Raw genomic sequence first — 19,869 nt, 5'->3', positions numbered from 1 at the left:
CGGTGAAATGTCCGGTAGTTGATGACAGCAAATCCACCCGAAAGGGTGAGGTCACCGCGTACGCGGGTTTACTCCCCGTCGAGTCCGCGCTCGATGGCGTACCGGACCAGCTCCACGCGGTTGTGCAACTGGAGCTTGCCGAGGGTGTTCTGGACATGGTTCTGCACCGTGCGGTGCGAGATGACCAGGCGCTCGGCGATCTGCTTGTAGCTCAGGCCCTTGGCCACCAGGCGCAGTACCTCGGTCTCGCGCTCGGTGAGCCGGGGGGCCCTGGGCTCGTCGGCGTCCGCGGCGGGCGCCGGGTCGGAGGCGAGGCGGCGGTACTCGCCGAGCACCAGACCGGCCAGGCCCGGGGTGAACACCGGGTCGCCGACGGCCGTGCGGCGCACCGCGTCCAGCAGTTCCTCCGTGGAGGCGGACTTGAGCAGATAGCCCGTCGCGCCGGACTTCACGGCCTCCAGGACGTCGGCGTGCTCACCGCTGGCGGACAGCACCAGCACGCGCAGCGCCGGGTCGGCGGCGACGAGCTCCTTGCAGACCTGGACGCCGGGCTTCGCGGGCAGGTTGAGGTCGAGGACCAGGACGTCCGGCGCGGCCGCCTTGGCCCGCCGTACCGCCTGCTCGCCGTCGCCCGCGGTGGCGACCACCTCGAAGCCGGCCTCGGCCAGGTCGCGCGCGACGGCGTCCCGCCACATGGGGTGGTCGTCGACCACCATGACCCTGATCGTGCCCCGCTCCTCGCTCATCGCCGCTCCGCCTTCCCCCGTGATCCGTCCGTGTTCCCGTCCCCGCGCCCGGGCCGGCCCCTGCCGGCGCCGCCGCCGTCCCCTTCGCCGCCCTTGGGGACGGTCAGTTCGACCTCCGTGCCCTGGCCCGGGACCGAGATCAGCTCGGCCGTCCCGCCGAGGTCGCGCAGCCGGCCGCGGATCGACTGGGCCACGCCGAGCCGGCCCTCGCCCTCGGCCTCGGCGAGCCGTCCCGCGGGGATGCCGGGCCCGTCGTCGCGCACCGAAACGGTCACCGACTCCGGCTCGTCCTCCAGCAGGATCCACGCCCGGGCGTCCCGGCCCGCGTGCCGCCGGACGTTGTCCAGCGCGGCGCCGACGGCCGCGGCCACCTCACGGGCGGCGGCGGGCGGCAGGAGCACCGGGGCGCCCGGTTCGGCGAGGGCGACCCGCGCACCGGCGTACGGGGCGAGCAGGGAGCGCAGATCGACGGGACCGGCCGCCGCGCCGTCGTCCGGGCCGTCCTCCACGGCGTGCACGACGGCGCCCTCGGCCGCGTCCCGCGACACCCGGGAGACGGGGACGAGCCCGCCGGAGACCAGGGTGCGCAACGCCACCTCCTGCTCGCCCGCGAGCCGGCCCAGCTCCGCCGCCTCGCCGCCGACCACCGCGCCGCGCCGCTGCACCATGGCCAGGACCTGCAGGACGCCGTCGTGGATGTCCCGGGCGAGCCGTTCCCGTTCGCGGGTGGCGGCCTCGATCTCCAGGGCGCGGGCGAGGGTGCGCTCGGAGGCGCGGGCGACCTCGACGACGTAGCCGATGGCGATGGCGGCGACCCAGACCAGGATCACGTTGTGCACGGTGTCGCGGGCCGGGGTGCCGCGTTCGGCCAGGTTGACCAGGGCGACCGCGGTGGAGGCGAAGGCGGCCCAGCGCCAGCCGCCCCTGAGGGCGAAGGCCAGGACGGAGCCCGCCGTCCATATCGACGGCAGCGTCGGGCCGCCGTCCGCGACCCGCTCGGGCGCGTCGGCGACGAGCGTGAGCAGGATGCCGGTGAGCGCGAGGGTGAGGTCGGCGGCCAGGAAGCGCTTGGTGCAGCTCGCCGCGTTCGCCACCTTCGGCAGGGTGGCCAGGGTCCACACGAACAGGACGCCGTAGTACCCGATGGCCACGCCGGGGCGGGGGAAACGGCCGTAGGCGGTGGCGAACAGGCCGACCGCGTAGAACATCGTGAGCACCCGGTAGGCGGAGAGCGCCCGCCACAGCGGCTGCTCGACCGACATCCTCATGACTTGCTCGCGCCTGGCCATGTCCCCCCTCGTCCGGCTGTCCGCCCCCGGCGCCGGTCCCCATCCCGCTCCCCGACGGGTTCTACTCCGCCCGGTCGCCCTTCGCGGCGTTCTTCTCCTTCTCGGCCTGCTCCTTCTCGGCCTGCGCGAGCGCGGCCTTCGCCGTCTTCTCCGCCTCCTTCTCGGCCTTGGCCGCCTCCGCGATCTGCCGCTTGGCGGCGGTCGCGTACATGTCGACGTACTCCTGGCCGGAGAGCTTCATGATCTCGTACATGACCTCGTCGGTCACCGCGCGCAGCACGAACCGGTCGTGCTCCATGCCCTGGTAGCGGCGGAAGTCCAGCGGCTTGCCGATGCGGATGCCCGGGCGCATCAGCTTCGGGAGGATCTTGCCGGGCGGCTGGATCTTCTCGGTGTCGATCATGGCTACCGGGATGACGGGCGCGCCGGTGGCCAGCGCCACGCGCGCGAGGCCGCCCGGCTTGCCGCGGTAGAGGCGGCCGTCCGGTGAGCGGGTGCCCTCCGGGTAGATGCCGAACAGCTCGCCGCGCTCCAGCACCTCGATGCCGCTCTTGATCGCCGCCTCGCCCGCGCCCCGGGCACCCGAGCGGTCCACCGGGAGCTGGCCGACGCCCTTGAAGAAGGCGGCGGTGAGCCGGCCCTTCACACCGGGCGTGGTGAAGTACTCGGCCTTCGCGATGAAGGTGACCTTGCGGTCGAGCATCGTGGGCAGGAAGAACGAGTCCGAGAAGGACAGGTGATTGCTGGCCAGTATCGCGGGGCCCTCGGCCGGAATGTTCTCCAGGCCCTCCACCCAGGGCCTGAAGGCGACCTTCAGCGGTCCCCCGATGGCCACCTTCATCGTGCCGTACAACAACCTGGTCCTCCTGTGTGTGTCGATCAGACCATAACCCCAAGTGCCGTCGAACGGACCGACGACCCTGGTCGGTGTCGGTGCCGTCGCGTACGGTGAAGTACCTGCACTCGACGACGTGCCAGCGGTCGATGTGCCCCGACCACACCACGAACAGGAGACCGACGTGCCGGTCCTCCCGGGAGCCGAGCCGTTCCGCCACGAGGGCGGGGAGGTAGGCGTCCTTCTCTGTCACGGCTTCACCGGCTCCCCGCAGTCGCTGCGGCCCTGGGCCGAGTACCTGGCCGAGCGCGGCCTGACGGTGTCGCTGCCGCTGCTGCCCGGCCACGGCACGCGCTGGGAGGACCTCCAGCTCACCGGCTGGCAGGACTGGTACGCGGAGGTGGACCGCGCGCTGTACGGCCTGCGCGAGCGCTGCGCGCGGGTGTTCGTGGCCGGTCTGTCCATGGGCGGCGCCCTGGCGCTGCGGCTGGCCGCCCGGCACGGGGACGCGGTCGGCGGCGTGGTGGTCGTCAACCCGGCCAACAAGGTGCACGGCCTGTCCGCGTACGCCCTTCCGGTCGCCCGCCACCTGGTCCGTACGACGAAGGGGATCGCGAGCGACATCGCCCTGCCGGGCAGCGCGGAACTGGGGTACGACCGGGTGCCGCTGCACGCCGCGCACTCGCTCCGGACCTTCTTCCGGCTGGTCGACCGCGAGCTTCCGCAGGTCACCCAGCCGCTGCTGCTGCTGCGCAGCCCGCAGGACCATGTGGTGCCGCCGGCCGACTCGGCCCGCGTGCTGGGCCGGGTCTCCTCCACGGACGTGACCGAGATCCTGCTGGAACACAGCTACCACGTGGCGACGTTGGACCACGACGCGGACCGGATCTTCGAGGAGAGCCTCGCCTTCGTCGGCCGGCTCGCACCCAGTGTCGGCAAGGAAGGGACGACCGCCGGTGGCTGAGCACGACTCCGACCGCGAGGACCGCGAGCCGGACGAGAGGGGCGTCCCGCTCGACGAGGCCGCCGCCTGGGCGGCGATCGTCGCGGGGTACGGCGACGAGCCGCCGGACCCGCCGGGCGCGAAGCCGTACAAGCCGGTCCAGGACCTCGCGCTGCCCCCGTTCGGGACGAACGACGAGGAGCCCGGCGAGGAGCGGCCGCGGTCCGCGGACGAGGGGCGGTGGCCCGAGCGGGAGAGGCCGGCGCCCGGCGGGCCGCTGGGCAGCTCCGTCTCCTTCGCGCCCGGGGTCGGTCCGCGCGACTACTCCCCGCGCGAGCCGTCCGGCGACGAGGACGACGAGGGCCACTTCGTACCGCCGGAGCCGCCGCCGCTGCCCGCCGCCGACGTCACTGCGAAGTTCGCGTGGCTGGCGGTGATCGGCGGGCCGGTGCTGCTTCTGCTGGCGGTGCTGTTCGGCTGGGACATGACGTGGTGGCTGGCCACCCTCGGCATCGGAGGCTTCCTCGGCGGGTTCGCCACGCTGGTGATGCGGATGAAGCCGGACGACGAGGACGACGACAACCCGGGGCGCGGGGCGGTGGTCTGACGGACGGCGCCGTGCCCCTCGGGGCCGCGCGCCGTCAGGCGGCCGGGATCCGGACGGCGGCCAGGACCGGGAGGTGGTCCGTCGCCGCCCTCAGGTCCGCCTCGCTCACACCGGGGTGGCCGTGCGGCACCCCGCAGCCGAGCACCTCGATGCCGCGGGTGGCGAAGACGGCGTCGATCCGCTGGTAGGGGTCGGCGGGCGTCCAGGTGTGCTCGCCGCCCCAGGGCTTGGTGGCCCAGCCGTCCTGGAGGCCGTCCGTGAGACGCCGGAACGTCGGCCCGTCCGGCCGCTCGTTGAGGTCGCCGCCCGCGATCGCGTGCTCCACACCCATCCCCGCCAGCCGGTCCAGGAGCATCCCGCCCTGCTCGTACCGCTCGTCCGGCCGGAGCGAGAGATGGCAGCTCAGGACGCCCAGCCGGGCGCCGCCGAACCGGACCACCGCCGTCGCGAGACCGCGCCGGTGCTCGCCCGGGGTGAGCGGCAGCAGCACGTCCTCGGTCCGCTCCACGGTGGCCCGCAGCCCGCACAGCAGGGCGGGCCCGGCGGCGGGGGCCCCGCCGGAGAGGATCACCAGTCCGGACGCGGTCGCCAGCCGGGCCAGCTTCTTGCGCCAGCGGAAGAACCGGGGCGCCTCCTGGACCAGGACGAGATCGGGCGCGCAGGCGCCGATCACCCGGGCGAGGGCGCCGGTGTCGTCGCGCATCGAGCGGATGTTGTAGCTCAGGACGCGGACGACGGCGGAACCGTCGGGCTCCGTGCGGGAGTTGGGAAGCAGCTCCATGTGGATCAATGTACGCCCCGCGGGCCGGGGGGCGGGGTCGGCGCGCGACCGCCGGTCGTCCCGGCCGGTCGCGCCCACGCGGCGCAGCCGCATGTCCGCGGGACCCCGCGCCCCCGTGTGCCGCACGGGCTCCCTACATGATCGGGTCCGGCTCCCGGGCCAGGTCGGCCGCGCCCACCAGGCCGGCCTTGTTGCCGAGCTGGGCGGCGATCACGTCGGCGACCGGGCGCCAGTTGCCGCCGACCAGCCAGCGCTTGTACGACTTGCGGATCGGGTCCAGGACCAGCTCGCCCTCGTCGGAGAGGCCGCCGCCGACGATGAAGGCGGACGGGTCGAAGAGGGAGGCCAGGTCGGCCAGTCCCGCGCCGGCCCAGCGGGCCAGCTCGCGGTAGGAGTCGACGGCCACCGGGTCGCCCTGACGCGCGGCCATCGAGATGTGCTTGCCCTCGATGCCGTCCGGGGTGCCGTCGCCCAGCGACAGCAGCACGTCCGCGTTCTCCGGGGTGGCGTTGGCCCGCTGCTTGGCGTACCGCACCAGGGCGCGGCCCGAGGCGTACTGCTCCCAGCAGCCCTGGCTGCCGCAGCCGCAGAGCAGGCCGTCCGGCACCATCCGGATGTGCCCGAACTCCGCGGCCACGCCGAAGTGGCCGCGGCGCAGCTTGTTGCCGATGATGATGCCGCCGCCGAGACCGGTGCCGAGCGTGATGCAGATGACGTTGCGGTGGCCCTTGCCCGCGCCGAACTTGTACTCGCCCCAGGCGGCGGCGTTCGCGTCGTTCTCCACGACGACCGGCAGGCCGACGCGGGCCTCGACCTCGTCCTTCAGCGGCTCCTGGCGCCAGTCGATGTTGGGGGCGAAGTAGACCGTCGAGCGCTGGCGGTTGACGTAGCCCGCGGCGCCGATGCCCACACCGACGATGTCGTGCCCCGCGCGTGCGCCCTCCACAGCCGACGCGATGGCGTCCACGATGGCCTCGGGCGTGGTGGGGGTGGGCACCTTGAAGGTCGAGAGGATGTTGCCTTCCTCGTCGACCACGCCGGCCGCGATCTTCGTGCCGCCGATGTCGACGCCGATGGTGAGTCCCATGAATCCCTCAGTTCCGGTCGAGCCCCGCTACGGCCAACCGTACCCGAGGCCCTGCCGTCGAATTCGCGTCGTCCGCACGGCGGACCGGCCCGGCGGCGCCGGTGCGGGGCGGCGGGCGGGACCGGGCGCCGTCAGTCCAGGTCGATGCGCTGCCCGGGGCCGGTGCCCTCGCCCGGGTCGCGGCGGTCGCGCGGGTCCGCCGGGCCGTCGGCGCGCGGGGGGCCCGCCGGGTCGTCCGCGCGGCCGGTCCAGCGGCGCTCCTGGGCCTGGACGGCGCTGCGGTAGGCGGCGAGGAGCTCGCCGCCGGCCGCCGCCAGGTGGTCGAAGACGTCGGGGTTGCGCTCGATGACGGGCTCGACGGCCGCCTTGGCCTGCTGGACGGCCTGGCGCACCATCTCCTGGGCGGCCGGCCCGGCGACCGCGCCGAACAGCGGGGACCGCATCGACGACAGCCGGTCGGCGACGGTGTCGACGAGCTTGCGCAGCTCCTCGGCGGCCGAGCCCGGGGGCGGGCCGTACTCCGAGCGGCGGCGGGCCTTCTCCGCGGCGAGGTCCTCCGCGCACGCGGTGGCCCAGGCGTCGGCGTCGGCGGCGCGGGGCGCCTCGCCGGCCGCATCCTCCTGAGCGGGGCCGGGCGTGGGGCGCTCTTCGCTCATGACGGACTCCTGACTACGGTTCGTCCCTACGACGTTACCCGAACGGGCGTATGCGGTTCACCTCTCCCGGGGCCACAGCCGGGGGTCCGGCACGAAGCGGACGCGCAGCTCGTCCTCGCGCAGCGCGGCCCCGTCCACGGTGCAGCGGCGCAGCGCGGAGGGCAGCGGGACGATCCGGCGGAACTGCCCGGCGGTGACGACGAGTTCGTCGCCGCGGCGGACGAGGTCCAGCTCGTCCCGTATGGCGCCGGGCAGCGGCAGGTGCCAGACCAGCACGCCGTCCTCGGCGAGGCGGTCGGTGACGGGCCACTCGACCGGGGTGGGCTCCGGGTTGACGCCGGGCACGGCGAGGGCGGCCAGGTCGTCCGCGCCGCGCGGGTCGCGGCCGAGGTGGGCGGCCGGGTGGACGGTGTGGGTCTCCTGCCACTCGTCGAGGGTCTTGCGCTGCTGGGCGACGGGGCCGGCGAGCCAGGAGTCCGCGGCGGACTCGGGCAGGACCCGGGTGGCGACCAGGGACTCGGTGCGCAGCCCGCGCAGGGCGAGGCCGAGGGCGGTGGTGCGGACGGCCTCGGCGCCGGCCGGGCCGGGCTCGGCGACCAGGCGTACGGCGGTGGCGCGGTCGGCGACGACCGCTTCGACGGCGGCGAGTTCGACGTCCCAGCGGGAGGCCGTCTCGTAGAGCCACTCGGCGGGCATGGGGACGCCGGCGAGACGGCCGAGGACGGGGCGCAGGGCGCGGGCCGCCTGGCGCTCGGGCGGCAGCAGCCGGCGCAGGTAGCGGCGCAGTTCCTCGGGGAGGGAGAGCAGGGCGAGGGCCTGCGGGGCGGGCGGCAGGTCGACGACCAGCAGCTCGAACCGCTCCGACAGCGCCGCGTCGCGCAGCGCGCGCAGCAGGGCGAGTTCCTCGGCGCCGGGCAGCGGGGTGACCTCCTCGGCGTCGAGGCGCGCGGCCCCGAGGAGGTCGAGGACGCCCGCCGCGCGGCTCTGGAAGGCGGCGAGGTCGTCGCGGAACCCGGCGGCGGCGTCGGGGCGCCAGGCCGTGAGGCCGGGCTCGACGGGGACCGGCCGGGCGCCCGTAACCACGCCGAGCGCCGCGCCGAGGCTGTCCGTGCGGTCGGCACTGAGGACGAGGGTGGGCGTGCCGTCACGGGCTGCGGTCAGGGCGGTGGCGGCGGCGACGGTGGTACGGCCGCTGCCGCCCGGGCCCGTGATCAGGAGGGTGCGCATGGAGGTGAACGGTACCCGCGCACGCGGCCCGTGGACCGTCGCGAGCGCCGCGCGCCCGCTCCCGGATCGCCGCCGGGTTACGCGGCGCCGGACTCCACGCGCTTCTTCAGACCCGCCAGCGCCCGGTCGATGATGACCTTCTCGGCCTTGCGCTTGATCATGCCCAGCATGGGGATCTTGACGTCGACGGTGAGCCGGTAGGTCACCTCGGTGGCGCCCGCGCCCGCCGGCTTGAGGAGGTAGGTGCCGTCCAGGGAGCGGAGCATCTGCGACTTGACCAGGGTCCAGGAGACCTCGTTGTCGCCGGTCCAGGTGTAGGCGAGGGTCTGGTCGTCCTTGATGGCGCCCGCGTCCATGACGAGGCGGACCTGCTCGGCGCGGCCCTGGGGGTCGGTGACGAGGACCTCGGCCTCCTTCACCTCGCCGGTCCAGTCCGGGTAGCGGGCGAAGTCGGCGATCACCCCCATGACGTCGGCCGGTGCCGCCTCGATCGTGATGCTCGAGCTGGTGTGTTCCGCCATCGCCGTGGCTCCTCCAGATGCGGGCCGTATGGGGTCTCCCCCGCCCGCGCGTGGAGGGCTCGGGGAAGAGGTCGTGCGCACGTGTGTGCAGCGTGAAGGCTACCGCGCGGCCGCACGGCGGACGTCACCCCCGTCCGGGCGCATCGGCCGGATCCCTCACCACCGCAGGACCCACGGTTCGCCGGTCCCGGCGAAGTGCCCCACGTTCACGCACTCGGTGGCGCCGATCCGCATCCGGCGCACCAGCGGCTGGTGGACATGGCCGAAGAGCGCGTACCGGGGCCGGGTCCGGCGGATGGCGTCCAGCAGCGCCCGGCTGCCGCGTTCGAAGCGGCGGGCCACGGTGTCGTAGACGAGCTCCGGCACTTCCGGCGGGATGTGCGTGCAGAGCACGTCCACCTCGCCGACGGCCTCGATCTTCGCCGCGTACTCCTCGTCGTCGATCTCGTACGGCGTCCGCATGGGCGTTCTGAGTCCGCCGCCGACGAAGCCGAAGACCCGGCCGTGGATCTCCACCCGCTCCCCGTCGAGCACGCGGATGCCGGGGCCGGCGTACTCGCGCCACAGGGGCGGCATGTCGACGTTGCCGTAGGTGGCGTACGTGGGGGTGGGGAACGCGGCGAACAGCTCGGTGTACTGCCTGCGCACCGCCCGCTCGATCACCGTGGCCCGGTCCCCGTCGATGCCCGCCCACAGCCGGGCGCCGAGCTCGCGGGCCTCGGCGAAGCGACGGGCCGTGCGCAGCTCGACCAGTCGGCGGGCGTTCTCCACACCGAACAGGTCGGGGAAGATGCCCCGCGAGTGGTCGGCGTAGTCGAGGAAGAGGATCAGGTCGCCGAGGCAGACGAGCGCGTCCGCCCCGTCGCCGGCCCGGGCCAGGTCACGGGCATTGCCGTGGACGTCGCTGACCACGTGGATGCGCGTCCCCCGCCCACCGGCTGATGTGGATGCCATGGTGATCAAGCGTAGGCCTGTGCGGCATGCGTGAACAGTGACCGCCGAACCCTGGGTTACTGGCCAGTCAGTTCATAAGTCGACTACTGTGCGCGAAGGAACATCAATCCGTGTGACGCAGCGAACATCTCGCCGGGACCCCCTGTCGAAGAAGCCATACCGGCGGGTAACGTCCGGGCCGTCCAGTCGTGCTCTGGATTTCAACCACCGCGCCCTCGCGGCCGCTGGCGAAGCCCCGGGCATCCGACCGAGCCTTGGACCGGACCGTCGCATCACACAACGTCGTGGCGCCGGCGCCCTATGAGGAGCAGCAGTCTTGCGCGAGTTCAGCCTTCCGGCTTTGTACGAGGTCCCTGCGGACGGGAATCTGACCGACATCGTCCGCAGAAACGCCGCGCAGCACCCCGACGTCGCCGTCATCGCGCGCAAGGCGGGCGGCACGTGGCAGGACGTGACCGCCACCGCCTTCCTGGCCGAGGTGCACGCCGCCGCCAAGGGACTCATCGCCTCCGGCATCCAGCCCGGCGACCGGGTGGCCCTGATGTCCCGCACCCGCTACGAGTGGACGCTGCTGGACTTCGCGATCTGGTGCGCGGGCGCGGTCACCGTGCCGGTGTACGAGACCAGTTCGCCCGAGCAGGTGCAGTGGATCCTCAGCGACTCCGGCGCGACGGCCTGTCTCGTGGAACTGGACGGCCACGCCGCCGCCGTCGAGTCGGTGCGCGCGACGCTGCCCGCCCTGAAGCACGTCTGGCAGATCGAGGCCGGCGGCCTCGAGGAACTCGCGCGCGCCGGACAGGACATCAGCGACGCGACCGTCGAGGAGCGCAGCTCGCTGGCGAAGGCCGACGACGCGGCGACCATCGTCTACACCTCCGGCACCACCGGCCGCCCCAAGGGCTGCGTGCTCTCCCACCGCAGCTTCTTCGCCGAGTGCGGCAACATCGTCGAGCGGCTGCGCCCGCTGTTCCGCACCGGCGAGTGTTCGGTGCTGCTCTTCCTGCCGCTCGCGCACGTCTTCGGGCGGCTGGTGCAGATCGCGCCGATGATGGCGCCGATCAAGCTGGGCTGCGTCCCGGACATCAAGAACCTCACCGACGAACTGGCCGCCTTCCGGCCGACGCTGGTGCTGGGCGTCCCGCGCGTCTTCGAGAAGGTCTACAACTCGGCGCGCGCCAAGGCCCAGGCCGACGGCAAGGGCAAGATCTTCGACAAGGCCGCGGACACCGCGATCGCGTACAGCAAGGCGCTGGACACCCCCTCGGGCCCCTCCCTCGGTCTGCGGATCAAGCACAAGACCTTCGACAAGCTCGTCTACGGCAAGCTGCGCGCGGTCCTCGGCGGCCGCGGCGAGTACGCGATCTCCGGCGGCGCCCCGCTCGGCGAGCGCCTCGGGCACTTCTTCCGCGGCATCGGCTTCACCGTCCTCGAGGGCTACGGCCTGACCGAGTCCTGCGCGGCGACCGCCTTCAACCCCTGGGACCGGCAGAAGATCGGCACGGTCGGGCAGCCGCTGCCCGGCTCGGTCATCCGCATCGCGGACGACGGGGAGGTGCTGCTGCACGGCGAGCACCTGTTCAAGGAGTACTGGAACAACCCCGGCGCGACCGCGGAGGCGCTGGCCGACGGCTGGTTCCACACCGGTGACATCGGCACCCTCGACGAGGACGGCTACCTCAGGATCACCGGCCGCAAGAAGGAGATCATCGTCACCGCGGGCGGCAAGAACGTCGCTCCGGCCGTGATCGAGGACCGCATCCGGGCGCACGCGCTGGTCGCGGAGTGCATGGTGGTGGGCGACGGGCGGCCGTTCGTGGGCGCGCTGGTCACCCTGGACGAGGAGTTCCTGGGCCGCTGGGCCGCCGAGCACGGCAAGCCGGCGGGCTCCACCGCGGCGTCGCTGCGCGAGGACCCGGATCTGCTCGCGGCGATCCAGGACGCGGTCGACGACGGCAACGCCGCGGTGTCGAAGGCGGAATCGGTACGGAAGTTCCGCGTTCTGTCCTCCCAGTTCACGGAGGAGTCGGGCCACCTCACGCCGTCGCTGAAGCTGAAGCGGAACGTGGTGGCGAAGGACTACGCGGACGAGATCGAGGCGATCTACGCGAAGTAGTCGCCCTGCGACGGTCCATGGCGCGGTGTCCTCGGCGAGGACCCGCGCCATCGTCCGTTCGGCGCGCGCGGTGACCTTCCGGTTCCGCCCGAGGGCACGGCGGGGCGGAGACCGCGCGGCGGCGCGGACCAGCTACAGCAGCTCCTCCAGCGCCCCGGCCAGCAGGTCCCAGCGCCACTTCGTCTCGACCCACTGCCGCCCCCGCTCCCCCATCCGGCGGCGCAGCGCGGCGTCGCCGAGCAGGGCGACGACGCGGTCGGCGACGTCCTGCGGGGAGCCGCCGCGCACCACCCAGCCGGTCTCGCCGTCGAGCACCGCGTCGGGCGCGCCGCCGGAGTCCCCGGCGACCACGGGCAGACCGGTCGCGGACGCCTCCAGGTAGACGATGCCGAGCCCCTCCACGTCCAGCCCGCCGCGCCGGGTGCGGCACGGCATGGCGAACACGTCACCGGCGCCGTAGTGCGCGGGCAGCTCCGCCCAGGGCACCGCGCCGGTGAAGCGGACGGAGCCGGCCACCCCGGTCTCCTGCGCGAGGCGGTGCAGGTCCTTCTCGTACGGCCCGCCGCCGACGATCAGCAGCACGGCGTCCGGCTCGGCGGACAGGATCCGGGGCAGGGCACGGATGAGGGTGTCCTGGCCCTTGCGCGGCACGAGCCGGGAGACGCACACGACGACGGGCCGGTCGGTGAGCCCGAGCCGGGCCCGCACCTCGTCGCCGCCGGAACCGGGGTGGAAGGTCTTCTCGTCGACGCCGGGCGGCAGTTGGACCATCCGCCCGGCGGCCGCGGGGGTCAGCGCGCCGGCGATCCGGGAGCGGGTGTACTCGCCGAGGTAGGTGAGGGTGTCCGTCGCCTCCCCGATCCGGCGCAGCAGCCCCCGGGCGGCGGGCAGCTGCGCCCATCCCGCCTCGTGGCCGTGGGTGGTGGCCACCAGCCGCTTCGCGCCGGCCCGGCGCAGCGCCGGCGCCATGAGGCCGAGCGGCGCGGCAGCCCCGAACCACACCGAGCTGCATCCGTGCTCGCGCAGCAGCCCGACCGCGCGCCGGGTCGCCCCCGGTGTGGGCAGCAGCATCGTCGTGCGGTCGCGTACGACGGTGAAGGGCTGTTCCGCGTCGAAGGCGGCGGTCGCCTCGGCGCCCTCCCGGCCACGCTTCCAGGTGGAGGCGTAGACGACCAGCCGCTCCGGGTCCATCCGCAGCGCCATGTTGTGCAGGAACGCCTGGATGCCGCCCGGGCGGGGCGGGAAGTCGTTGGTCACGATCAGGGTCTTGTGCATCGCCGCCGACCCTATCCAACCCCGGGCGGACGGACCGACACGGCCGCCGCCTCCCGCCCGCCGGCGCCCGCCGGAGCGGGCCGTGCGCCGCTCACCCGGGCCGCCCCCGCGGACACTCCGCTCACCCGAGCCGCTCCCGCAGATACGCCCGCCACCGCGCGGTGAAGTCCGCCAGGGTCGTGCCCAGCACCCGGTGCAGGGCGTCCTCGACCGCGCCGGGGCGCCGGTGGTGCCCGCCCACGGCCTGGTAGAAGGCGCGCAGCCGGTCCTCCCCCCACTGGCCGGCGATCATCCGGCAGGCCATCCAGCCGCTCTCGTAGGCCTCCGCGAGCCGGGTCGCGTTCCCGGCGAAGCCGAAGGCCCGGTCGGCCGGGAGCGCCGTCGGCACCCGTCCCTCGGCCACGGCCTGCCGCAGCTCGGGCGCGGCCTGGACCGGGGTGCGCCCGGTGCCGCGGTAGCCGACCCAGTCGGCGTACCCCTCGGAGAGCCACAGCGGGGTGGCCGGGTTGGTGCGGGCGCGGGTGGCGACATGGGTCGTCTCGTGGGTGAGCACGACCTGTCTGCCGAGCGGACCGAGCATCCCGTAGGCGTCGGGGTTGACGATGATCCGGTCGGCGGGGGTGCGGCCCGAGCCTCCCGCCTCGCCGGTGGTGACGGCTGCTATCCCGCGGTAGCCGGAGGCGGGCGAGCCGAGCAGCCCGGCCATCCCCTCCAGGGACCGCGGGACGAGCACCACCACCCGGCGGCTCCAGCCGGTGCCCCACGCGTCGGACACCGCGGGCACCGCCCGGTCGGCCAGGTCCGCGTAGCCGTGCAGAGCCCGGCCGCTCTGCCCGACCCCGAGGACGAGGCCGCGCCGTCCCCGGACCACCGAGACCGCGCCCTGGTCCCACAGCTGCTGGACGGCCTTCGTCGCGGGCCGGTCGGAGTCCACCTGCCACGTCCCGCCGGGCCCGGCGGACAGGGTGAGCGTGCGGCCGGCGACGACGGGCGCCCGGTCGTACCCGGTCACCCGGTAGCGCAGCTCCGCGTCGGCGGTGGCCGTGCCGCCCCTGCGGCGCAGTCCGGTCAGGCGGTAGGACCAGTCGGCGAACGGCACCGCCCGCAGGTCCGCGTAGGAGGCCCGGTCGCCGGTGGCGGCGTACGCCCGCTCGTCGTGGTGGAGGACCGCCCGTGCCCGCCGGTCGAGCACGTCCTGCACCTGCGCCCGGGCGGTGTCGGCCGCGGACCGCCCGCCGCAGGCCGTCAACGACGCCGGCAGCAGGCAGAGCGCCACCGCCACAGATCCCGATACCCGCCGTCGACCAGCCATTTCACGATCGTACGGCGGAGTACCGGCCGCCGTCAGACCCTGGTGACCGACGAGATCGGCATCATGTCCACCGGGTCGTAGCGCACGGGCGCGCCGGGATGGGGGGCGTGGATGACCCGGCCGCCGCCGACGTACATGGCGACATGGCCGGCGTCGGACCGGTAGACGACGAGGTCGCCGGGGCGGGCCTCGGACAGCGGGATCTGCCGACCGGCGTACCGCTGCTCCTGCGAGGTGCGCGGCAGATGCACCCCGGCCTGCGCGTACGACCACTGCATGAGGCCCGAACAGTCGAAGCCGGAGGGGCCGTTGGCGCCCCATACGTAGGGGCGGCCGAGGGCGGAGCGGGCGGCGGCGAGGGCCGCGGCCGCGCGGGCGGAGGCGGCCGGGCCTTCGATCAGGCCGGAGAGATCGTCGCGGCCGGAGCGGGAGGCCCGGTCGTAGGCCGCGCGCTCCGACGGGGGCAGCGCCTGCAGCAGCCGCCGGGCCCGGGCGAGCTTCCGCTCGACGGTCCGCTTGTGGGCGACGAGGGCCTCGCGGCTCTTCTCCAGCTCGCCGAGGGCCCGGGACGCCTCGGCGCGCTCCTGGGTGAGTTCGCGCAGCCCCTTGCGCAGGTCCGCGAGCTCCCCGGCCTGGTGGGCGTTGATCCGGCCGAGCACGGACGCCTTGTCGAGGTAGTCGGCCGGGTCGTGGGAGAACAGCAGGGCCAGCGACGGGTCGAGGCCGCCGGAACGGTACTGCGCGCCGGCCAGCGCGCCCAGCGTCCCCCGCAGGTCGTTGACGCGCTGCTGCTGGCGGGCGACACGGTCCTGGGAGTCGCGTACCTGACGGCGCAGCAGGCCCGCGCGCTCGCCGGCCTGGTTGTACGCCTCGGTCGCCTTCTCGGCCTCCTCGTACAGGCGGTCCACCTCGGCCCGGGTGGGTGCGTGCGGTGCGGCGACGGCCGGGACGGCACCCAGCGCGGCGGCCGCGGCGGACAGCGCGCAGAGCGCGGCACCGGCGCCCCGGTCGAACCCGGACGGTGCATGGCGGCGATGAGACCCCACGGGAAGCCGACTCCTTCCGCTGGCGGACATGACCGTCTCCCGGCGCCGGGACGGAGGGCCGCCCCCGCGGCTGGGGGAAACGCGCCAGACAGTAGCCGCGCGGACCCGCCCAGGCCACGTGCGGCAGGCGGGCGCACAACGCGGCGCCCCGCCTCTGACGCAGGTCATCGGCGGGGCGTGGGGGTCAGCGCGGGTCGTGGTGATTCGCCCGTTCGGAGGGTACGACCGCTTGATCCGGGAGCGGTGTCAGACGCGGACGCCGAACATGAACGGGCCGCCGATGGTGCTCATCGACTCGTAGCGGACGACCGTGCCGGTGCGCGGGGCGTGCAGGATCTGGCCGTTGCCGGCGTACAGGCCCACGTGGTGGATGTCGTTGAAGAAGAACACCAGGTCGCCGACCTGGAGCTGGCTCTGCGAGTAGATCCGGGTGCCTATGTTGGCCTGCTGCTCGGAGGTGCGCGGGATGGAGACGCCGGCCTGGGCGTACGCCCAGGAGGTCAGACCCGAGCAGTCGAAGGAGGAGGGGCCGGTGGCACCGTAGACGTAGGGCGAGCCGATCTTGGTCTGGGCGGCGGAGAACGCGGCGCCCGCGCGGCCCGAGGCGGGGGGCGTGTTGCCGTCCAGGACGCTGCGCTCGCTGGCCCGGGTGGCGCGCTGCTGCTCGGCCGCCAGTTCCGCCTTCTCCTTGGCGGTCATGGAGTTGAGCAGCTTCTGCGCCTCGGCGAGCTTGCTCTGGACTTCCTTCTTCTTCTTGCCCAGCTCGGTGCGGGTGGAGGCGAGGTCCTTGAGCTTCTCGGAGGCCTCGGCGCGCTGCTGGGCCAGTTCGCGCTGTTTGTCCTGGATCTTCTTCAGCGCGTCGACCTGCTGGCTGCTCAACTGGTCGAGCGTGGAGGCCTTGTCGAGGTAGTCGTCCGGGTTCGAGGAGAGGAACAGCTGGACGGAGGGGTCGATCCCGCCGGTGCGGTACTGGCCGGCGGCCATCGAACCAAGGCCGTCGCGCAGCTTGTTGAGCTCCTCCTGGCCGCGGGCGACGTTGTCCTGGATGGTGGAGATCTCCTTCTGGAGCTTCTCCTGCTTCTCCTTGGCCCCGTTGAACTTCTCGGTGGCCTGCTCCGCCTGCTCGTAGAGGGCGTCGACCTTGGCCTTGACCTCGTCCTTGCTCGGCTTGGCGCTGGGCGCCGCGTTGGCGGCCTGAGCACTGATGGCTACGGCTGCAGCCGCCGCGGTGGTGAGCACGGTCACGCGCGCACGGCTGGGCTGCCTGGGTCGACGGTGGGACGCCACGAAAGCGAGCTCCTTCTTCTGAGTGATCACCCGCTCGGAGGTTCGACGCCAGACCTTAGTGACCTCATCGTGATTAATTCAAATCCTCACACCAAAAAATCCCGTCCCGCAATGCATTCTTTGCACTCAACTCACATCAAGTGAGCCCCGCTTGACGCTACGTGCCGCGAGGCACCCGCCAATTCGGGCATTGCGGCGCTACGTTGCGGTTGGGGTACAGGGCGCCTTACGCCCGATTTCAGCCGCGGGACAGGCGCTTGAGGAGCACCGCGGACGCCACCGGCCGCGCCCCCGCCTTGGCCACCCCGTCGGCCACCTCGCGGTCGGTGGAGGCGACGATGACCGGCCGCCCGGGCGGCTCGGCGCGCACCAGCTGGCGGATCAGCTCGTCGGCGGTGACGCCCGGCCTGGAGAACAGCACGCGCACCCCGCGCGGCGGCGCGAGCAGCACCGGGGCAGCCAGCTCGGCCCCGTCGAAGACGCAGGTGACCTCGGCGCCGGTCTGCGCGGCGAGCTGCGAGAGCTGGCCCAGCAGCCGGAGCCGCTGCTTCTCCAGCGGCATCTGCGGATAGCCGGTCTTGGTCACGTTGTAGCCGTCGACGACCAGATGCGCCTGCGGCAGCGCGAGGAGCTGGTCGAGGATGGCGGGGTCGTTCTCGGACAGCGCGCGGGCGGCGATGTCCTTGGGGGTCATCCGTCCGGGCTCGACCGCGTCCACGGTCTCCGCGGGGCGTACGGAGACCGGCGGCAGCGCCAGTTCCCGGCGCAGCCCCTGGGCCGCGTCCAGCACGGTGTCCAGCAGCAGCCGTACCCGCATGTCCTCGACGCTGCGTCCCTCGCGGGCGGCCCGGCGGGTGGCCTCCAGGGCCGCCTCCGCCTCGCCGAGGCGGGCCTTGAGGCGCCGGGTCTCGCTCTCCGCGGCCGACACCTGCGCCTGCCCGTCGGCCCGCAGTGCCTCGGTCTCGCCCCTGACCTTGCGCAGCGCGGCCTCGCCCCGCTTGACGTCGCTGAGCGCGGCCCGCAGCTTGCGGTGCAGGGACTCCGCCTCCTTCTTGGCCGCCTCCAGCTCGGCCCGCAGCCGCTCGGTCTCGCCCCGGGTCTGCTCGCGGGCCCGGTCGAGCTCCTCGCGCAGCCGCTCCAGCTCGGCCCGGCTCTCCTCGTCGGCGCGCTCGGCGTCCGCCCGCTGGGCCTCCTCGCCGGCGGCGGTCACCAGCTTCACCCAGCCCGTGGCGCGCAGCACATAGGCCGCGGCCGCCACGTCGAGCGGGTCCGCGGCCGGAGGCGGCGAGCCGGAGTCCAGGGCGCCGGACAGCTCCGGCTGGGCCTCTCTGAACTTCTCCCCGACGCGCTGCCGGAACAGCCCGTCGGTCTCCAGCGCCGCCGCCATGGCGTTTCCCGCGAACTTCGCCCGGCGGTTCGGGGTGAACCGGGCGTACTGCCGCAGCTGCGCCGGCAGCTCGGCGAAGGTCAGCCCGCCGAACGCGTCGGACACGATCTGCACCACCCTGCGGCGCACGCCGTCGGGCAGCGGACGGTCGAGCACCTCAGCGGCGCCGTCGCCCGGCCCCCCGCCGTGTGTCTCCACCATCCGTCACCCCAATGTCCGGTGTGATCCCCGCGGGGATCACGGTTGCGGGGCCGGCTCCGCTCAGGAGGCGGCGCCCGGCCTGTCCACGAGTTCGACCTGGTCCACCGCGTTGCACCAGCGGCAGCGCACCGACTCGATGGTCTCACTGACCACTTCGCGCTCCTCGACCGTGGGCTCTCCGGCCAGATCGAGGTGGACGTACTCGACGACCTTCGACGAACGCGTCACGTCGAAGCGGGTGAGATTGCCGCAGAGGGCGCAGCGCCACCGCGTCGTGGCGGTCGGCAGGGGAACCGTCATCGTGGCTGTTCGCTTTCCTTCTAGTGTCCGTGACGCGCCGGCTTCCCCGGCGCGTGTGGCTCGTAACCCTACGGCGTGGCGCCGCCTCGCCGCCCGTCCGTCCACGGCGGCGAGGCAGTCTGCGCGGGTGCGTCCCGTTACGCCATGCTCTGTTCCGTGAGTGGCGACGGGAGTGCGGTGGCCGGCAGGGCGGTCCGGGTGGCCAGGGCGGTGCGGAGCGCGCCGGCGCCGATGACGTACGTCCTGATCGTCCTGTGCTGCCTGGTCTTCCTGGCCGGACCGGCGGCGGGACTCGATCCGGCGTACGGGACCGGCGACGGGCTGCTCGCCGCCCAGCGGGCCTACTTCGGCCGCTGGGGGGTGATCCCCGCCGTGCTGTTCGAGGGCGCGCCGCGGGCCGCCCTGACCCCGGCGACGGCCCTGTTCGTGCACGGCAGCTGGGTGCATCTGCTCGGCAACATGCTCTTCCTCTACGTCTTCGGGACGATGACCGAGGAACGGATGGGCCGCCTCCAGTTCACGCTGTTCTACGTCGGCTGCGGCTACCTGGCCCTCCTTGGCTACGCGGCCGCCAACGCCGCGTCCGGACAGACCCTGGTGGGGGCGTCCGGCGCGATCTCGGCGGTCCTCGGCGCGTTTCTGTACCTTTTCCCCAGGGCCCGGGTGACCAGTCTCTTCCCGTTCCTGTTCTTCCTGCCGCTGCGCTTCCCGGCCTGGGTCGTGCTGCCCTTCTGGGCGGCCCTGCAGTGGATGGCGGCCGGACGGACCGCCCAGGGGCCGCAGGTGGCCTACCTGGCGCACCTGGTCGGTTTCGGGCTCGGCTTCGGCTTCGCGTGGGCCCGGTTCGGCCGGGCGACTATTGTGAGGTCCGCCCCTGCTCCGGCCCCCGAGGGAGAGAACCAGCCGTGATCACCGCGATCGTCCTCATCAAGACCAGCGTGGACCGGATCCCCGAGATCGCCGAGCAGATCGCGTCGCTGGACTCCGTGAGCGAGGTCTTCTCCGTCACCGGCACCTACGACCTGATCGCCATGGTGCGGGTGCGGGAGCACGAGGACCTCGCCGAGGTCATCCCCGGGCGGATCAGCAAGATCCCGGGGGTGGAGGGGACGGACACCCACGTGGCCTTCCGCACGTACTCCCAGCACGACCTGGAGGCGGCCTTCGCCATCGGGCTGGACTCCTGACCGGCTCCTCGGGCCCGGACAGGACCCCGGGACCACCGGCACGCAGCTAGTGCTGTGGCCGGAAAGGTTTGCCGGAAAGCTCGCGGCGTCCGGTGCTGGGGGCACCTCCCACGCC

20 protein-coding genes are annotated in these 19,869 nt (G+C 73.7%); 5 read left to right on the top strand and 15 right to left on the bottom strand.

Annotated features, from left to right (window positions below; all coding sequences use genetic code 11):
• Positions 1–68 precede the first annotated feature (68 nt).
• From ACIQ9G_RS03890 to ACIQ9G_RS03880, 3 genes are all read right to left on the bottom strand, one after another.
• Entirely contained in the window at positions 69–746 is a 678-nt protein-coding gene (locus ACIQ9G_RS03890; RefSeq protein WP_403605815.1) for a response regulator, read from the bottom strand.
• Positions 743–2,035 carry a MacS family sensor histidine kinase gene (macS, locus tag ACIQ9G_RS03885; RefSeq protein WP_403605812.1) on the bottom strand — a complete coding sequence of 431 codons (1,293 nt, stop codon included), beginning with the start codon at positions 2,033–2,035 and terminating at the stop codon, positions 743–745. The genes ACIQ9G_RS03890 and macS overlap by 4 nt, the downstream gene beginning before the upstream one ends.
• Before the next feature lie 61 nt (positions 2,036–2,096).
• Entirely contained in the window at positions 2,097–2,876 is a 780-nt protein-coding gene (locus ACIQ9G_RS03880; RefSeq protein ID WP_403606766.1) for a lysophospholipid acyltransferase family protein, read from the bottom strand.
• 178 nt (positions 2,877–3,054) lie between these two features.
• Here ACIQ9G_RS03880 and ACIQ9G_RS03875 point away from each other — a divergent pair, with 178 nt between their 5' ends.
• Both ACIQ9G_RS03875 and ACIQ9G_RS03870 read left to right on the top strand, forming a co-directional pair.
• Positions 3,055–3,834, top strand: coding sequence for an alpha/beta hydrolase (locus tag ACIQ9G_RS03875; protein WP_403605809.1), 780 nt, complete (start codon positions 3,055–3,057; stop codon positions 3,832–3,834).
• Positions 3,827–4,420, top strand: a complete 594-nt coding sequence (locus tag ACIQ9G_RS03870) for a hypothetical protein (protein WP_403605806.1) — start codon at positions 3,827–3,829, stop codon at positions 4,418–4,420. The genes ACIQ9G_RS03875 and ACIQ9G_RS03870 overlap by 8 nt, the downstream gene beginning before the upstream one ends.
• Positions 4,421–4,454: 34 nt before the next feature.
• Here the strand turns inward: ACIQ9G_RS03870 and ACIQ9G_RS03865 are convergent, their stop codons facing one another.
• The 6 genes from ACIQ9G_RS03865 to ACIQ9G_RS03840 form a co-directional block, all read right to left on the bottom strand.
• The gene (locus tag ACIQ9G_RS03865) at positions 4,455–5,201 is read right to left on the bottom strand and encodes an endonuclease/exonuclease/phosphatase family protein (RefSeq protein WP_403605803.1); all 747 of its coding nucleotides are present in this window, start codon (positions 5,199–5,201) and stop codon (positions 4,455–4,457) included.
• Positions 5,202–5,334: 133 nt separating this feature from the next.
• Positions 5,335–6,288: an ROK family glucokinase gene (locus tag ACIQ9G_RS03860; RefSeq protein ID WP_403605800.1), complete on the bottom strand. Its 954-nt coding sequence runs from the start codon at positions 6,286–6,288 to the stop codon at positions 5,335–5,337.
• 131 nt (positions 6,289–6,419) lie between these two features.
• The gene (locus tag ACIQ9G_RS03855) at positions 6,420–6,944 is read right to left on the bottom strand and encodes a DUF5304 domain-containing protein (protein ID WP_403605797.1); all 525 of its coding nucleotides are present in this window, start codon (positions 6,942–6,944) and stop codon (positions 6,420–6,422) included.
• 57 nt (positions 6,945–7,001) lie between these two features.
• The gene (locus ACIQ9G_RS03850; RefSeq protein ID WP_403605794.1) at positions 7,002–8,171 is read right to left on the bottom strand and encodes an ArsA family ATPase; all 1,170 of its coding nucleotides are present in this window, start codon (positions 8,169–8,171) and stop codon (positions 7,002–7,004) included.
• A gap of 77 nt (positions 8,172–8,248) precedes the next feature.
• Complete coding sequence (locus tag ACIQ9G_RS03845; RefSeq protein ID WP_356192890.1) at positions 8,249–8,692, bottom strand: SRPBCC family protein; 444 nt, start codon at positions 8,690–8,692, stop codon at positions 8,249–8,251.
• A 156-nt stretch (positions 8,693–8,848) separates the two neighbouring features.
• Positions 8,849–9,646: a metallophosphoesterase gene (locus ACIQ9G_RS03840; RefSeq protein ID WP_403605791.1), complete on the bottom strand. Its 798-nt coding sequence runs from the start codon at positions 9,644–9,646 to the stop codon at positions 8,849–8,851.
• Positions 9,647–9,962: 316 nt separating this feature from the next.
• On the opposite strand from ACIQ9G_RS03840, the gene ACIQ9G_RS03835 reads away from it, so the two are divergent.
• Positions 9,963–11,759: an AMP-dependent synthetase/ligase gene (locus ACIQ9G_RS03835; protein ID WP_403605788.1), complete on the top strand. Its 1,797-nt coding sequence runs from the start codon at positions 9,963–9,965 to the stop codon at positions 11,757–11,759.
• 132 nt (positions 11,760–11,891) lie between these two features.
• On the opposite strand, the gene ACIQ9G_RS03830 is transcribed toward ACIQ9G_RS03835, so the two are convergent.
• The 6 genes from ACIQ9G_RS03830 to ACIQ9G_RS03805 all read right to left on the bottom strand — a co-directional run bounded on the left by ACIQ9G_RS03830 (position 11,892) and on the right by ACIQ9G_RS03805 (position 18,567).
• Positions 11,892–13,034: a glycosyltransferase family 4 protein gene (locus ACIQ9G_RS03830; protein WP_403605785.1), complete on the bottom strand. Its 1,143-nt coding sequence runs from the start codon at positions 13,032–13,034 to the stop codon at positions 11,892–11,894.
• Between the two features lie 121 nt (positions 13,035–13,155).
• Positions 13,156–14,346, bottom strand: a complete 1,191-nt coding sequence (locus ACIQ9G_RS03825; RefSeq protein WP_403605782.1) for a hypothetical protein — start codon at positions 14,344–14,346, stop codon at positions 13,156–13,158.
• 32 nt (positions 14,347–14,378) lie between these two features.
• Positions 14,379–15,392, bottom strand: coding sequence for an NlpC/P60 family protein (locus ACIQ9G_RS03820; RefSeq protein ID WP_403605779.1), 1,014 nt, complete (start codon positions 15,390–15,392; stop codon positions 14,379–14,381).
• A gap of 246 nt (positions 15,393–15,638) precedes the next feature.
• Positions 15,639–16,679 carry an NlpC/P60 family protein gene (locus tag ACIQ9G_RS03815; protein WP_403605776.1) on the bottom strand — a complete coding sequence of 347 codons (1,041 nt, stop codon included), beginning with the start codon at positions 16,677–16,679 and terminating at the stop codon, positions 15,639–15,641.
• Positions 16,680–16,917: 238 nt separating this feature from the next.
• Complete coding sequence (locus ACIQ9G_RS03810) at positions 16,918–18,267, bottom strand: NYN domain-containing protein (protein WP_403605773.1); 1,350 nt, start codon at positions 18,265–18,267, stop codon at positions 16,918–16,920.
• Positions 18,268–18,327: 60 nt separating this feature from the next.
• The gene (locus ACIQ9G_RS03805) at positions 18,328–18,567 is read right to left on the bottom strand and encodes a hypothetical protein (protein ID WP_392194528.1); all 240 of its coding nucleotides are present in this window, start codon (positions 18,565–18,567) and stop codon (positions 18,328–18,330) included.
• Positions 18,568–18,798: 231 nt separating this feature from the next.
• On the opposite strand from ACIQ9G_RS03805, the gene ACIQ9G_RS03800 reads away from it, so the two are divergent.
• Together ACIQ9G_RS03800 and ACIQ9G_RS03795 are read left to right on the top strand one after the other, a co-directional pair.
• Positions 18,799–19,476 (top strand): rhomboid family intramembrane serine protease, encoded by a 678-nt coding sequence (locus ACIQ9G_RS03800; protein ID WP_403606764.1) that lies wholly within the window; start codon positions 18,799–18,801, stop codon positions 19,474–19,476.
• Positions 19,473–19,754: an Lrp/AsnC family transcriptional regulator gene (locus ACIQ9G_RS03795; protein WP_037931200.1), complete on the top strand. Its 282-nt coding sequence runs from the start codon at positions 19,473–19,475 to the stop codon at positions 19,752–19,754. The genes ACIQ9G_RS03800 and ACIQ9G_RS03795 overlap by 4 nt, the downstream gene beginning before the upstream one ends.
• The last annotated feature ends 115 nt before the right edge of the window (positions 19,755–19,869 follow it).

Origin of the sequence: Streptomyces sp. NPDC096152, assembly GCF_044763235.1 — a bacterium.
GTDB lineage: Bacteria > Actinomycetota > Actinomycetes > Streptomycetales > Streptomycetaceae > Streptomyces.
This window is presented reverse-complemented; position numbering and strand designations above follow the sequence as displayed.